13 protein-coding genes are annotated in these 14,143 nt (G+C 66.7%); 3 read left to right on the top strand and 10 right to left on the bottom strand.

Annotation, left to right across the window (positions count from 1 at the left end; translation table 11 throughout):
• The 3 genes from U9980_RS05310 to U9980_RS05320 all read right to left on the bottom strand — a co-directional run.
• Positions 1-1,235 (bottom strand): class I SAM-dependent methyltransferase (locus U9980_RS05310; RefSeq protein WP_322766925.1); only part of this gene is annotated, 1,235 nt, incomplete at its 3' end.
• A gap of 120 nt (positions 1,236-1,355) precedes the next feature.
• Positions 1,356-1,904 (bottom strand): dTDP-4-dehydrorhamnose 3,5-epimerase family protein, encoded by a 549-nt coding sequence (locus U9980_RS05315; RefSeq protein ID WP_322749555.1) that lies wholly within the window; start codon positions 1,902-1,904, stop codon positions 1,356-1,358.
• Positions 1,904-2,929 carry an SDR family oxidoreductase gene (locus U9980_RS05320; RefSeq protein WP_322766926.1) on the bottom strand — a complete coding sequence of 342 codons (1,026 nt, stop codon included), beginning with the start codon at positions 2,927-2,929 and terminating at the stop codon, positions 1,904-1,906. The genes U9980_RS05315 and U9980_RS05320 overlap by 1 nt, the downstream gene beginning before the upstream one ends.
• Positions 2,930-3,105: 176 nt before the next feature.
• Between U9980_RS05320 and U9980_RS05325 the strand changes: the two genes are divergently transcribed.
• The gene (locus U9980_RS05325; protein ID WP_322766927.1) at positions 3,106-4,014 is read left to right on the top strand and encodes a glycosyltransferase family 2 protein; all 909 of its coding nucleotides are present in this window, start codon (positions 3,106-3,108) and stop codon (positions 4,012-4,014) included.
• Here U9980_RS05325 and U9980_RS05330 read toward each other — a convergent pair.
• Positions 3,980-5,188 carry a glycosyltransferase gene (locus U9980_RS05330; protein WP_322766928.1) on the bottom strand — a complete coding sequence of 403 codons (1,209 nt, stop codon included), beginning with the start codon at positions 5,186-5,188 and terminating at the stop codon, positions 3,980-3,982. The genes U9980_RS05325 and U9980_RS05330 overlap by 35 nt on opposite strands.
• 153 nt (positions 5,189-5,341) lie before the next feature.
• Between U9980_RS05330 and U9980_RS05335 the strand changes: the two genes are divergently transcribed.
• Both U9980_RS05335 and U9980_RS05340 read left to right on the top strand, forming a co-directional pair.
• Positions 5,342-6,637 (top strand): glycosyltransferase family 2 protein, encoded by a 1,296-nt coding sequence (locus tag U9980_RS05335; RefSeq protein ID WP_322766929.1) that lies wholly within the window; start codon positions 5,342-5,344, stop codon positions 6,635-6,637.
• Positions 6,638-6,669: 32 nt separating this feature from the next.
• The gene (locus U9980_RS05340) at positions 6,670-7,323 is read left to right on the top strand and encodes a PIG-L deacetylase family protein (RefSeq protein ID WP_322766930.1); all 654 of its coding nucleotides are present in this window, start codon (positions 6,670-6,672) and stop codon (positions 7,321-7,323) included.
• 21 nt (positions 7,324-7,344) lie between these two features.
• On the opposite strand, the gene U9980_RS05345 is transcribed toward U9980_RS05340, so the two are convergent.
• The 6 genes from U9980_RS05345 to U9980_RS05370 all read right to left on the bottom strand — a co-directional run.
• Entirely contained in the window at positions 7,345-8,757 is a 1,413-nt protein-coding gene (locus U9980_RS05345) for a hypothetical protein (protein ID WP_322766931.1), read from the bottom strand.
• A gap of 31 nt (positions 8,758-8,788) precedes the next feature.
• A complete protein-coding gene (locus U9980_RS05350) occupies positions 8,789-9,817 on the bottom strand; it encodes an NAD-dependent epimerase/dehydratase family protein (RefSeq protein WP_322766932.1) in 1,029 nt (342 codons plus the stop codon).
• A 5-nt stretch (positions 9,818-9,822) separates the two neighbouring features.
• Positions 9,823-10,704: a glycosyltransferase family 2 protein gene (locus tag U9980_RS05355; protein ID WP_322749514.1), complete on the bottom strand. Its 882-nt coding sequence runs from the start codon at positions 10,702-10,704 to the stop codon at positions 9,823-9,825.
• Positions 10,705-10,741: 37 nt separating this feature from the next.
• Positions 10,742-11,908, bottom strand: coding sequence for a nucleotide sugar dehydrogenase (locus U9980_RS05360; RefSeq protein WP_416210159.1), 1,167 nt, complete (start codon positions 11,906-11,908; stop codon positions 10,742-10,744).
• Positions 11,909-12,104: 196 nt separating this feature from the next.
• The gene (locus tag U9980_RS05365) at positions 12,105-13,130 is read right to left on the bottom strand and encodes a glycosyltransferase family 2 protein (protein ID WP_322766934.1); all 1,026 of its coding nucleotides are present in this window, start codon (positions 13,128-13,130) and stop codon (positions 12,105-12,107) included.
• On the bottom strand, positions 13,127-14,143 hold a 1,017-nt coding region (locus tag U9980_RS05370), incomplete at its 5' end, for a WecB/TagA/CpsF family glycosyltransferase (RefSeq protein WP_322766935.1). The genes U9980_RS05370 and U9980_RS05365, both read right to left, overlap by 4 nt.

Raw genomic sequence — 14,143 nt, forward strand, 5'->3', positions numbered from 1 at the left:
AAGGCGGCCTGCTGCTCCATGATCTCGTCCCGGACATTCCAGGCCAGCAGGAGCAGGTAGTCGGGTCTGCGCTCGGCCAGGACCGCCGGGGCGAGGATCGGCGTACGCGCCCCCGGGATGTACTTGCCCTGCTTGTGGACGTTGCGATCGACCACGTACTGGACGAGATCGGTGGTGATGCCGCTCGAGTTCAGCAGGGTGGCGCCCTTGGCAGCGGCGCCGTAGCCGGCCACCGTCCGGCCTTGTCCGGCCAGCTCTCGCAGCAGAGCAAGCAGTTCGGCCTGGAGCTCGCGCACATCAGCACCGAAGCCGGCGTAGCGCTCGAAGGTGTCCAGGCCGGCCGCGCGTTCACGTTCAAGGCGCTCCCGGACCTGCGGCGACTCCCGATCGGCCGCGGCCCGCCGCAACCGCCAGCGCAGCGTGCCACCGTGCAGTTCGGGAAACTCCGCCACCTCGACAATGCTGAGTCCGTGGCGACGCATGAGGGCGTCCACGGCGATTGTGGAAAAGTAACAGAAATGTTCATGGTAAACCGTGTCGAACTCGGTGTTGGCAAGCAGCGCCCCCACACCCGGGTTCTCCACGGTGATGATTCCGTCGTCCGCGAGCAGGATTGACATCCCCGCGACGAAACTGTTCAGATCAGGTACGTGCGCGAGCACGTTGTTCGCGATGATGACGTCCGCGCGCAGACCATCGGCAACCAGCGCCCGGGCGAGGTCTGCGCCGAAGAACTCCGCACGGGTCGGCACACCGATCTTACGGGCCGCCGCCGCGGGACCCGGTGACGGTTCGATACCGAGCACCGGAATCCCCCGCTCGACGAAGGCCCGCAACAGGTAACCGTCATTGCTCGCGATCTCCACGACGAGACTGTCGGGACCGAGGTTGTGGCTGGCGATCAGATCGATCACATGCTTTTCGGCATGCCGGCAGAGCGTGTCACTAAACGATGAATAATACGGATAGTCCGCGTCGAAAATCTCCTCCGCCGGCAGGGCATGGGTGAGCTGGACCAGTGCGCACGACTCGCAGAAGCCGATTTCCAGCGGGAAGACCGGCTCGTGCCCGGCGAGGTCGTCGGGCCGCAGCAGCCGGTTGGCGATGGGAGTACATCCAAGCGTCAGGAACGGGCGCGGCGACGGCCCACCGCACGAGCGGCAGGCCGTGACCGGCACGGCCACGGCCTCGGCCTGTCCACGGGTCACTGACTGGCCGGCGTGCTCGGTTGACATGCGGTCCCCTCGTGCATGGTATTTATGGCTTTAGGTATGATCGATGGCTTTGGGTCGGATGGATGTGGCGCCCGCGCGAATGACGGACCGCCTACCACGGGTGATGAACCCCACCACCGGTCAGCCGGCGGCAACCGGTGGCTCATCGAGCAGCGCCCAGGCACGGTCCTTGGCGGAGACGACCGTAGCAGTCAGCGGCCAGCGGATTGCAAACCGCGGGTCGTCGTAGCGGGCACCGCGGTCATGGCCGGGTTCGAAGGGTACGTTCATCTGGTAGGTCGCTTCGGTAGCGTCGACGAGCGTCTGGTACCCGTGGGCCAGACCAGCCGGAACGAACAGGGCCCGGCGGTTGTCCGCGGTGAGCTCGACGGCGACGTGGTGAAGGTAGGTCGGCGACCCGGGGCGGACGTCCACGGCAACGTCGAACATGGCCCCACGGGTACAGCGCACGAGCTTGGTCTCCCGCACCGGCTGCGCCGCCCAGTGCATCCCACGGATCGTCCCGGCGATGTGGTTGAAGGCGACGCTGCACTGGGCCACCTCGGGCGCCAGGCCCGCCGCGACGAACTCGCGTGCGCAGAAGGTCCGGGCGAAAAGACCGCGGGAGTCGGGTAACGGCTCGGCATCCACGACGAAGACCCCGGCCAGCTCGGTCGACATTATGATCATCAATACGTCCAAAAAAGATCGTCATCGACCTGGCCGGTGTCGATCAGATACTGCAGCTGCTTGATCCGGATGTGCCCGCGGCCCGTGAACGTCTCCCCGGCAAGCTGGATGCGCGCGAAGACGTCGTGCAACTGCCTGACCCCCAGCGGAGCATCCCAGTCGCAGGAGAAGCCGGGAAGCGCATCATTGATCTTGTCAAAGTCGACCCGATAGCTGCGGGTGTCCCCGCCGTTGGCACCGAAGCTCAGCCGACAACCGGTGAAGACGCTCGCGACCGCGTCCGCGATCTCCTTGATCTGATAGTTCTGCGTGCTGCTGCCGACATTGAACACCTCGTTGTGGATGAGCTCACGTGGCGCGGCAAGCACGCACCGGATGGCCTTGGCGATGTCCAGGCCGTGGACCAGCGGACGCCACGGCGTCCCGTCGCTGGTCATCGCGATCTCGCCGGCTGTCCAGGCGACTCCGCAGAGGTTGTTGAGCACGATGTCGAACCGCATCCGGGGAGACGCGCCGTACGCGGTGGCGTTACGCAGGAACGTGGGCGAGAAATCCTCGCCTGCCAGGGACGCGACATCGCGTTCGACCCGAGCCTTGCAGCGTGCGTACGGCGTCTGCGGGTTCACAACGGCGGTCTCGGTGACGTTGAGGCCCGCCGCGACGCCATACACGCTGCACGACGACATATAGACGAACCGGGACACCCCGGCATGTTTCGCGAGCGTCGCCAGTCGGACGGAACCCTCGTGGTTGACCTTGTAGGTGACCTCCGGTGCGAGTTCACCCAGCGGGTCGTTGGACAGTTCGGCCATATGCACGATCGCGTCCACACCGGCCAGATCCTCGATCGTGACATGGCGTAGATCCTTGTCGAGGGTCTGCGGGCTACGGTCGGCACCCCGGTAGAGCCAGCCGAACTTGTAGTAGCCCGTATCCAGGCCGAGGACCCCGTGGCCGGCACGCATCAGCTCGGGTGCGACCAGGGCGCCCAGGTAACCCTCGGAACCGGTGACGAGCACCTTCATCCGCGTGTCCTCCTCGCGCCGGAGCCGCCGGAGCCGCCGGAGCCGCCGGGCGGCGAACCCCGTTGGGGGATACCCACTTCAGTCGGATCATCACGTCAATCGGACCCGAGAGCGGCCAGCAAACACCTGCAGTGATATGGCACACTCGCAGAGTGCACAACGTACAGCCAGTCACGGTGATATCCCCCGACGGTCAACAGGAATGGCCGTTCGAGCTTGTGCTCGTCAGCTATCACAGCCGAGATCAACTCGAACAGATGCTCGCCAGCCTGCCCGCGAACATCCCGATCGTGATTGTCGACAACGCCTACGGCGCGGACCGTGTCGACGAACTCATTGCGGACATGCCGTGCGGTCGTTATGTGAACTCCGGTGGCGGCAAGGGGTTCGCCAAGGCCGCGAACATGGGGGTGCGGACGTCGCACCACGAATATCTGATCTTCGGAAACCCAGACAGCCGACCATCAATTGAAATCATGATCAAGCTCGTGGACGACGTCCGCAATGATCCCGGCCTCGCCGCCAGCGCCGCCACGATGACAGGCCCGGACAACCGGCCGGAGCTGGGCAACGGCGGCTGGGAACCGACGCCGCGTCGGGTCTTCATGCACGTGATCGGAGCGCACAAGATTGCCCCGACCGTCGGCCTGTTCGCCCGCCCCGAGCCCGGCCGCCCGATGAACGTCGACTGGCTCACCGGGGCCTGCATGGCCGTCCGGCGCGAAACATTTCTTACTGTAGGCGGATTCGACGAAAGTTTCTTCGTCTACAACGAAGACATGGCGCTGGGACGGCGGGTCCGTGAAGCCGGCCTGCGCCAGCGGCTGCGGACGGATCTGCTGGTGCCGCACAGCGCGGGTGGTTCGGGCGCACCGAAGATCTGGATGCTGCAGATGCGCGGCGCGTCCATGATGAACTACCTGGCCATGCACAACACCCCGAGACGGGTGCGGCAGATGCAGGCGATGCTCGTGGCCGGATACGCGGGCCGCACGCTGCTGTCATGGGCGCGCCGCAACCCGACCGCCGCGGCCGAACACCGCTCATACCTCAGGGGGCTCCTGGCCGGGCCACCTGCGCCATAGCCGACCGCATCCGCTCCAGCAGGATGTCCCGGTCGAGCTCACGGGCGACGAACGCGTGGCCGGACGCGCCGATCCGCTCGGCCAACCCGGGCGCGTCCAGCAGCCTGCAGACCGCTTCGGTGAACCCGGTGGAGTCGTCCGCGATCAGCAGGTCACGCCCTGGTACCCACCCGAGGCCACGGCCGCCGACCCGGGTGCTCACCACCGCAACCCCAGCCGCCATCGCCTCGACCACCTTGATGTTGACCCCGGAGCCCGATCGCATCGGGTTCAGCGAGACCGCCGCGCCGGCGATGTATCCCTGCACGCTGGTGACATCGGTGTGGACGCTGACCCGGTCGTGACCTCGCAACCAGGCCACCAGCCCGGGGTCCCCCCGCCGGCCGACGACCTGGAGCGACGCCTGCGGGTGTCGGACGCGGACGGTCGGCCAGCAAACCGTGAGGAACCACCGCAGCGCCTCGGTGTTGGTCGGGGTGTCCAGCGATCCGACGAACAGCAACCGGCCAGGGTCGCGCTCGGTCACGACATGTGCGGCGGACGCCGTGGCCACCTGGGCGGGCAGGAAGGGCGGCAGGTGGATCGCGCGCGCACCACAGCGCTCCCTGCGCCAGGCATGGTCGTCCACGGAGATGTCCGCGATACAGGTCACGGTCGGCGAGCTGTGCAGAACACGCTCGGCCCTGCGGAGCTTGCGATATTCAAGTTCGTAGGCCACCGCCCGCGGCCCCGTGGCAGCGCCCGCCAACGCCCGGAAGTACTCCGAGTCGATGTTGTGGGCACGAACGAGGTGCGGGATGCGCCATGCGCGGGCAACCCGTTCGCCCAGGTGTGCGACCCGGCAGCTGTAGCTGATCACAGCATCGGCGGATGGCGGTGTGACGGCAAGGACACGCGCCAGGGCGCCGAGCGGGCGTGAGGTGTAGGCATACGGCCGCAGCCTGAGATGCGCCAGCGGAGTCAGGTTACGCGGCAGCTCGATGACCACAGCGCCTGGCAGCGCCGCCTGGTAGGCAGCCAGGTCGAGCGCCTTCGGTGTTGGGACGAGCACCCGCAACCCGATCCCGGCCGCCGATGCGGCAGCCAGAAACATCAACGTCTCCACCCGGCCACCGGCGTCCGCGGGTAGGAACGGCTCTTCGACCGCAACGATCCAGTGCTCTGTGCCAGCCATCAGCCGCTCCCCTACGTCAGTTCACTCGGACATCGCACCTGGACGCATTACGAGCGACCGGCCGAGGCCTGTCCGCACCCACAGCGAAGGCGCGACATTCGAGGTCGATGACTCCGAATGGTTACCCCAAGAACACAGGTTACGGTGGTCTCCATGATGGGAGTACGCAGTACTGGACGTAGAGTCGCGATAACAGCACTTGGAGCGACAGCAATGTACGGCCACGCTTTGTACCCGCTTTACGTCGCACTGAAAAGCCGTAGCCACCGGACCGAGGAGCCGGAAGATCCCGAGGTCTGGCCGTCGATGACCGTGGTCGTCTCGGCATACCGCGAGGCGACGGTGATCAGAAAGAAGGTCGATGAACTGTCCGCCGCCGGATATCCGGGTCCACTGGAAATAATCATCGTCGCGGACGACCCCGCCACCGCGCAGGCGGCTCGACGGCCCGGCGTCACGGTGCTGTCAGCCGGCGTGCGGCTGGGCAAGTGCGAGGCCGTCAACCGGGGGGTCGCCACCGCGAGTCACGACATTGTCGTGCTCTCGGATGCGAACGCGGGGTTGGCTCCCGGTTCCCTGCGGGCCGCGGCGCGGCATTTCCGCAACCCGACCGTCGGTGCTGTGGCCGGTGAGAAGAGGGTCGAGGACCCTGCCGGCGGCCAGGGCTTCTACTGGAAATTCGAGTCCTGGCTCAAACAGTGCGAGTCGGCCATCGGGCAGACCATCGGCGTCGTCGGCGAGATGCTCGCGTTCCGCCGGGAGGTCTTCCAGACGCTGCCCCCAGATGTCGCGGTGGACGATGCCTGGCTCGCTCTCGACATCACCGAGGCCGGCCTGCGGGTCGTCTATGAGCCGTCCGCGTACTCGGTCGAGACCCCCAGCGCCACGTACAGCGAGGAGTGGGAACGGCGGACCCGGGTGGTGGCCGGCAACCTCGACATGCTCTGGCGCCGCCGGGAGGCGCTGGTGCCAGGTGCCCTACCGGTCACCCCGCAGCTGTGGGGGCACCGGCTCGTCCGGTCGTCCTTCGGGCCGATGGCCCACGCCATGCTGATCGCGGTCAGCGTTCCCGCAGCCCGCCACAGCCGGATCGCACGGCTGTTCCTGGCCGGTAACCTCGCGGGAGCGGGCAGCCTGATGACGGTGATCAGGGGCGGGAACCCGCCTGCGCCGCTACGTCTCGCGGCCCAGGTCTTCTTCCTGCAGGCCGTGGCGCTCGGCGGAATCCGCCGTTTTCTCAAGGGGGAACGGCCGGCGGCCTGGCCCAAACCCGACCGCGTGAGCCCGTTGCCGGCCCGACCGAACGTGGTCGTCGGCGAACAGGCCGGCCCACCTGCACAGGCCGAAGTCGATAACAGCCCGTTCACCCATATCAGAAAGTATTGCACTATATTTTTCCGGTCTACCCCAGGTGTTCGGTCGGCATGGCTGGGTAATTCCAGGACGTGAATCTGATGTGCATGGCGCGAAGGTAGTCGCCGATGTTGGAGATGACCGCCGCGCCGCCCGCCGACGGGCATGGCTACCGGATACTCGCTCTCGGCGCGCACGCGGACGACGTGGAGATCGGCGCCGGCGGCACCATCATCGCGCTCCTCGCCCGATACCCCACGGCCTGCGTGCACTGGGTCGTCTTCGCGGGATCGGGCGAGCGCGGCGCCGAAGCTGAGACGAGCGCGCGTAATCTCGGCGGCGGCTCGCTCGGCTCCCTTCACCTGCACGAAGTCCGGGACGGCTTCCTTCCCCGGGAATGGGGAGGCGTCAAGGAGGTGCTCCTGGCGATCGCACGGCAGGTCTGCCCGGATGTGGTGTTCGCTCCGTCGCTGGGCGACGCACATCAGGACCATCGCGCTCTCGGTGAACTTGCCTGGCAGACGTTTCGCGGGGCGCTGATCCTCGGCTACGAGATCCCGAAGTGGGACGGCGACATAATGCGTCCAACGCTGTACGTACCGCTGTCAGAGGAAACCGTCACGGCAAAGCTTGCACACATCATCGAGCATTTTCCCAGTCAGAAGGAGAAACCCTGGTTTGACGAGGAGACCTTCCGGGCGGTGTTGCGGTTACGCGGAGTCGAGTGTGGCACACGTTACGCCGAGGGGTTCGACGCCCGGAAGGTCATCGTGCGGTGGTGAGCCCTGGTAGTGGCCCGGCGCTCAACGGTCGAGCACGGCCTGACAGGGCAGGTTCGCCGACCATCCCGACGGGCTGACCCGCACCGTGACCGCTGCGGAAGCGGGCAGGGCCGCGCAGCGCGCGCGGCCCGCGGCCAGCTCCTGACTGAACCGGGGGCCGTCACCGCGGGCGTTGTCCATCCAGAACCCCGTTGCCATCGCGAAGACCAGCAGAACCACGAAGGCATGCTGGCGGAATCCGGCCCGTCGCGGTTCGCCGACAGCCAGGTTGTCGCCATCGGTGACAGCCCGGTCCACGATGACAGCGGCCGCCGACAGCAGGATCAGCGCCGGTGCGAGTGCGTACCGCGGGGTTGCCGCGCCAGCGAGCAGCACCGGCCCGGTATAGAGCAGCACGCTCTGCCCAACCATGATCATAGCAAGCCAGGTGGATGGTGCCCGGCGACGCTTCCAGGCGAGGGCGGCGAACACGCCGAACACCATGACCGCTAGGAGTATGAACAGCGCCGCCCGGGGCGACGTCACCGAACGACCCGGCAGCCTGTCCCCGAACAGCCCGCCGGCCACCACATTATGCGCGTAGTAAACCGGAATCTTCAGCGGGCTGAGCGCCAGCGGTTCGAACGCGCGGTCCGTGTTGCCGGTCACCCGCGGAATCATCTGCACGACAAATCCGGCCAGCAGCACGGCGCCCGGTGCCCACCCACGAGCCCCCCGCAACAGCAGTCCCCGCAGCAGGGCAACCGGAGCCAGCAGGATCATCGTCGGATCGGAAAGCACAGCGAGGGCCACCACCCCCGCGGCCAACGCGCTGAAGGCCCGCCCGCGCGGGTTCCACAGCAACGCCCACACGCTCGCCGCCATCAGCGGGAAGTGCAGGTTCGCGGCGACGTTGTTGAGGACCTCGCCCTGACCCACCGGAAGAACGACGAATGATGCGGCCAGCACCAGCCGCACCGGTCGGTGACGCAGGGTGGCACCACTCGCGACATAGACAAAGACGGCGGTAGCCGCGAGGAGCAGGGCCGAAAGGACCGCGAAACCCGCTGCCGCATCCCGCAACGGCAACACAGCGGCGAGCGCCGCGATCGTCCTCGGCACGACGTGCAGATATCCGGCGTAGGTGGTGGTGAACGCGTCCAGTACCGACAAACGCACGGACTGTTCGAGGAAGATATGTCCGTCCTCGGCCCACATCGTGTCGAGTGCGCCGATCCCACCCTGGCGGGCGAGGGACACCAACGTACCGGCGACCAACGCCGCCAGGACGCCCACGACGTTGCCGGGGCGGGCCAATGGCCCGGAGTCCAGCGGAAACACTGACCGGAGGCGGTCCGACAGCTCAGTACGCGCGGCGAGCCCACGCGGACGCCGGTGCGTGACGCCGACCCGGCCGGCGGCGACAAGGGTCCCGCCAGACCAGCGTGATGCCATCGGTGACCTCCAGTCAGCTCCAGCTCCGGCTCTAGATCCGGCCGTCCGTGACCGCCTGCTCGATCCACGGGATGACCTCGTCCAACATGGTCTCCAGCGGCGTGTCGGCGGTGAAACCCAGGACGCGCTGGGCCTTGTCCACGTTCGGCACCCGCTTGGCCACGTCGTACTGGAAGGGGTCGTCGCTGACGTAGCGGAACTCCTCGTCCTGGCCCTTGATCTTCTTCCAGATCAGCTCGGCCAGCTCCAGGACAGTGGTCGACTCGGCGGTGGAGAGGTTGAAGTCCTCATTGAGAGCATCCGGATGCTCCATCGCCGTCACGATCCCCGCGGCCAGATCGCCGCCATAGGTGTAGTGCCGCACCTGGCTACCGTCACCAAGAATGTGCAACGGATCCTGGTCCTTGAGTACTTTCTGAACCAGGTCGGGCACCACGTGGCTCATGGCCAGCTTGACGTTGCCCGACAGCACCTCGACCTCGCCGAGCGCCCGGCCCTCGCCGACACCGACGCAGTTGAAGGGCCGCGCGATCGTGTAGGGCAGCGCGTACTGGTCCCACGCAGCTCGGGCGAAGTACTCGACCGCGAGCTTCTGGAACCCGTAGGAGGAAAGGGGCGGCGCGACCGTGCGCTCGTCGCCTTCCACCGACGGCCAGCGGTCCGTCGACTCGAACACCATCGATGAGCTGAGGTACGTCACCTTGCGCAACCGTCCGCCGGCGCGGAAAACCCGGATAGCGGCATCACAGGACGAGGCGATGATGCGCTCGTTCGTGGCGAGCAGGTCATACGCGTACGTGTGGAAGTAGGAAATCCCACCGATCATGGCCGCACCGGCGATGAAATGGTCGCAGTCGGCGAGCAGCTCACTGAGCAGGTCGGTGTCCCGCGCATCGCCCTCGACAAACCGGTAGTTCGGATGCTCGTCGTAGCTGCGGGCGACCGGCCCGTACTTCGAGAGATTGTCCAGACCCACCACGTCGTAGCCACGACCCAGGAGATCCTGCACGACATAACCACCGATAAAACCGGCCGAGCCGGTCACCAGAACCGTTGCCATCTGTATCATTCCTCGATATCTCTCGGGGCCTCCGCCGACGCGGGAGAACCAGTTTTCGCGCTGTCTTCGGACGGAGTCTCACCCGCACCCTTGACCTTCGGGAGTCGCGGGCGGGGATAGTTTCCGTTTCGTGGGCCGGGTCCACCGGTTCCCGCGGTGTGCCGCAGGGCCTGCAGTTCGCCGACAGTCAACCTCCGACCGAAGGCGAAGCGGTACCACTGGAGGTACTCGGGCAACCAGCGGGCAAGATCAAAATTCGACTCGCCGAGTGCCCGGTCAAGCCATATTGTCGGAATTTCGGCAACGGGCAGGCCGAGACGGCGAGCCTTGGCGGTCAACTCAAGTCCGATCTCGAAACCGGACCGACTGTCAATTCCGACGTTACGGACGAAATCGGTTGAATACGCCTTGAAACTGTTCGTCGCGTCCCGGGTACCGATGCGGGTGAGTAGCGACAGGGACCGCCCGGCCGCGCGCGACAACACCCGTTTGAACATGGGGCCGCCCACCTGCTGACCGCCGGGCATGTAACGGGAGGCCGCGGCGACCACCACACCGCGGTCGACCAGCCGCGCCAGCTCGTCGATCTGGCGCGGATCGTCACTGCCATCCGCCATCGTCACCACGGTGACCGGCGCGACCGCGTGCTCTATGCCGAAGCGAATCGCGTTCGCCGGCCCTCGCCCGTAGGTGTTGCGAACCGGTCGCACCCGCGCGTCCTTCTCCGCGTAAACGACCAGACTCGGCACGGTCGAGTCACCCTCGAAGTCATAGATGACCATGATTTCGCACGGGAGACTCACCGATTCCAGCAGCCGGTCCAGCACCGGCACGATGGCGTCGCCCTCGTTGTAGACCGGCATCACCACCGACACTCGAGGTGTCATCGGACGTTCTCCGTACCACCCTCAGTGGAAAAACACGTCATACCCGCACGCCTTCGCCGAGAAGATTCCAGATGTCGACCACCGGCTTGTCCGTCTCCAACATGGCGTAGTCCGGATGCGGTGCGGCCAGGACGAGGAGATCGGCCCGTTCGAGAACCGTGTCCAACGGCAGCAGACGAGCGTCGGTGGTGACATACGGATCGGTGCAGAGCGTGCCGGCCGCCGAGTAGTCAAGAATCCTGCGGAGCTTGTACGACAGGCTTGCCCGGGTGTCGTCACTACCACCCTTGAACGCCATCCCGAGTATGCCGACGACCATACCGGCGAGGTCGAAACGTTCCTTCAACCGGGAGACCAGGTAAAGCGGGAGGCCTTCGTTCACCAGCATCGCGGCATGACCGAGAGCGAACGTGTTGTTGGTTACGGCCGCCAGCTGCATCGTGTCCTTGAACAGACATGGGCCGGCGGCGAGGCCGGCGCCGGGCAGGTCCGCCGCCCTTGGATAGTTGTGGGCGAGTGCCCCGCGGATGCGCTCGAAATCAAGATCAAGATCGTTCGCAATCATGTAGAACTGGTTGGCGGTCGCGAACTTGATGTATCGCCAGGTGTTGGTGAACAGCTTCGCGAGCTCCGCCTCCTCTGGCTGCAGGTCCACGATCTCGCTGGTGAGAACAGCGAAGAGCGCGGTCGCGCGCACCCTGGTGGCGTCCGTCCGGGCGGCGACGATCTGCGGGAGCTCGAACAGCTCGGTCATGGCCCGCCCTTCGGCGATCCGTTCCGGGCAGAAGGCGACCTGGACGTCGCGACCGATCTCCGAGATCAGTTTCTCCACCAGGGCGGTCACGCCCGGGTAGACGGTGCTGCGCAGAATCAGCAGCTGGCCGTCGACAAGATGATCCGAAAACGTGCGTATCGCCCTGGGTACCACCTGCGGGTCGGGGTTGAGATGCCCGTCCACGGGCGTACCGACCACGACCACCACGTGCTCCGCTTCGGAAATCACCGCCGGATCGGTCGTGGCACGTAGCTGACCCGCCGCTGTCATCTCGGCGAGCACCCCGGCTGCACCCGGCTCCCGGAAGGGCAGGCGACCCTCGTTGACGATCCCTACCGCGACCGCGTCGATGTCGTACAGGCGAACCCGCTGGCCGCGCGAGGCCAGCGCGATACCCAGTGGAAGCCCCACGTGGCCGCAGCCTCCCACGATGACGACATCTGTGGGAAACGGCTGTACCGCCGCCGGCTGCACGGTGTCGGTGTCGGTGTCGGTGTCGGTGCCGGTGCCGGTGTCCCGATTCTGTGTCACTGTCTCCCCCAGAAACTTTTTGGAGCGTCGCAGAGTTGCAGCGGATCCCCAGCGCGGGCCTGCCAGGTCACGACTTCCCACGCCGTGGGCATGGTCATGGCCCGGCCGCCGGCGGACCACCCGAAATGCCCGGAGCCCCGATCAACGAGGCCACCGGCGGGAACCCGACCGCGGGATTGATGGACAGCAGCAGTTGCAATGCCCGTCTGTGTGTCGGCGACCGGCGAGCACGAAGACCCGCGTTGAGAATCAGCGCCCAGCGCATCGCGCGCGCGGCGGCCACACCTCGGCGATGGCGCTGCAGTCGTACTCTGTTCATCTGGCCCAGAGCCCACAGCTGCGGCGAGAAGTGCTGATCACCACCCAGATGGACGGCGCCCGCCGGTGGTACGTAGCGCAGCAGGAAGCCGTGATCACGAGCGCGGAGGATGAAGTCGGTCTCCTCCGAATACAGGAAGAACGACTCGTCCCAGGGGCCCACCGCGTCCAGGCACTCCCTGGAGATCAGCATAGCGGCGCCGGTTGCCCAGTCCGCGACCTGGGGCGAGGCGTACAGACGGTCGTCCGTGACGACCTCACCGAGCGTCGCCGTCCGCCCGGATCGCTCACCACCGAGCACCGCTTCGCCCAGCGCCCGAAGCACCGTGGGCTCACGGCGCAGCGAGTGGTGCAACCGACCCTGATCATCACGCAGTCTCGGGACGCAGATGCCGGTGTCGAAAGGCCGCAGGGCGTCCCACAACGCCGTGACACTGCCCCGGTCGAGCTGCACGTCGGGATTGATCACCAAGGCCGCCCGCCGCGGCTGCACGGTGGCAAGGCCGGCGTTGACACCCGCCGCGTACCCGTTGTTCACGCCGGTCTCCACAACCAGCGCATCCGGGTTGGCCTTGCCGACCAGAACTGTCGTGTCATCGGTCGAGCCGTTGTCGACGACCACGACTTGCCACGACAGCCCGCCGCGAGCGCCCGCCGCGAAGGCCCCGGGCAGCGCATCCAGACAGCCCACAATGACCTCGGCGCTGTTGAACGTGACGACGACCACCGTCACGTCCGGCTGCGTCCCGGCAAGCGATGCCGGCATCTTGACGGAGCCGGCTGGCTCGCGGTCAGCGGTCACCGTGACGCCTCGGCCGGCGGGGTCAGCCCGCCGTGGGATGCCGGCTGACCCTGGCGGACGATCCATGACTCAGCCGGGACCGGGTACGCGCCGGCGAGGACGCGGCGCCGCAGCCGAAGCTGGGCCGGTGGCTGCCTGCTCACCAGCGTCCGCCAGATGAACAGTGGATTACCGACCAGGTAACGGCGCCACATCCGGCGTGGCTCGACGCTGAGGCGCCACACCCATTCCAAGCGGTTCTTGATCATCCAATCCGGGGCACGCGGCACCCGGCCGGCCGCGAAGTCGAGAAACGCGCCCACCCCGACCCCGAGGCGCACGCCGGTGGCCTCCAGATAGCGGTCCAGCCAGAGTTCCTGCAGCGGGTTCCCGAGTGCGGTCACCAGCAGATCGGCCCGTGCTGCCCTGATCTCCTCGACAACCGAGTCCGGATCGTCCGCCCAGCCAAAGCCGTCCCGAACTCCGGCGATGCGTAGCCCCGGGATCCGTTCCCGCAGGACATCACCGGCCTGGCCGGCCACACCGGCACGACCGCCGAACAGGAAGACCCGATACCCCTGTTCAGCGGCGAGGGTGAGCAGCACCGGGGTGAAATCCGTACCGTTGAGGTTCGCGGCAAAGCGCAGCCCTCGCATCCTGGCTGCGACCGCGACACCGATACCGTCCGGCAGTACCAGGTGAGCCCGCTGCAGCGCAGCCCGGTAGGCGACATCGGTGTAGGCGAGATTGAGCGAGTGCGCGTTGACATAGGCGACGAGCGCGGGTCGGGGATCCTCCATCGCTGCCCGGACGGCGTTGCGCGCGTCGGCGACCGTCAGACAGACCAGGGGGATGCCCTGTAGCTCGATGGACGGGAAGGACGCGTTATCCTCCGCCGCTCCACGCAGCATGCCCCGAACGAACCGGCTGCGGCTCGACGGCAACCCGCCTAACGGTAACTCAGAATACCCGTCGGATTTCACCAACGGTTCACTCTCGCTACCCACGGTTATGCCAACGACAGCACAATCGTC

This window comes from Protofrankia sp. Cr1 (assembly GCF_963555865.1).
In the GTDB taxonomy this organism is placed as follows: Bacteria; Actinomycetota; Actinomycetes; order Frankiales; family Frankiaceae; genus Protofrankia.

Bases quoted from the DNA above. Each gene is read 5' to 3' on its own strand.
- U9980_RS05315 (WP_322749555.1), bottom strand. From the start codon at position 1,904: ATGATCATAATGTCGACCGAGCTGGCCGGGGTCTTCGTCGTGGATGCC.
- U9980_RS05335 (WP_322766929.1), top strand. From the start codon at position 5,342: ATGATGGGAGTACGCAGTACTGGACGTAGAGTCGCGATAACAGCACTT.
- U9980_RS05345 (WP_322766931.1), bottom strand. From the start codon at position 8,757: ATGGCATCACGCTGGTCTGGCGGGACCCTTGTCGCCGCCGGCCGGGTC.
- U9980_RS05340 (WP_322766930.1), top strand. From the start codon at position 6,670: ATGTTGGAGATGACCGCCGCGCCGCCCGCCGACGGGCATGGCTACCGG.
- U9980_RS05350 (WP_322766932.1), bottom strand. From the start codon at position 9,817: ATGGCAACGGTTCTGGTGACCGGCTCGGCCGGTTTTATCGGTGGTTAT.
- U9980_RS05320 (WP_322766926.1), bottom strand. From the start codon at position 2,929: ATGAAGGTGCTCGTCACCGGTTCCGAGGGTTACCTGGGCGCCCTGGTC.
- U9980_RS05330 (WP_322766928.1), bottom strand. From the start codon at position 5,188: ATGGCTGGCACAGAGCACTGGATCGTTGCGGTCGAAGAGCCGTTCCTA.
- U9980_RS05355 (WP_322749514.1), bottom strand. From the start codon at position 10,704: ATGACACCTCGAGTGTCGGTGGTGATGCCGGTCTACAACGAGGGCGAC.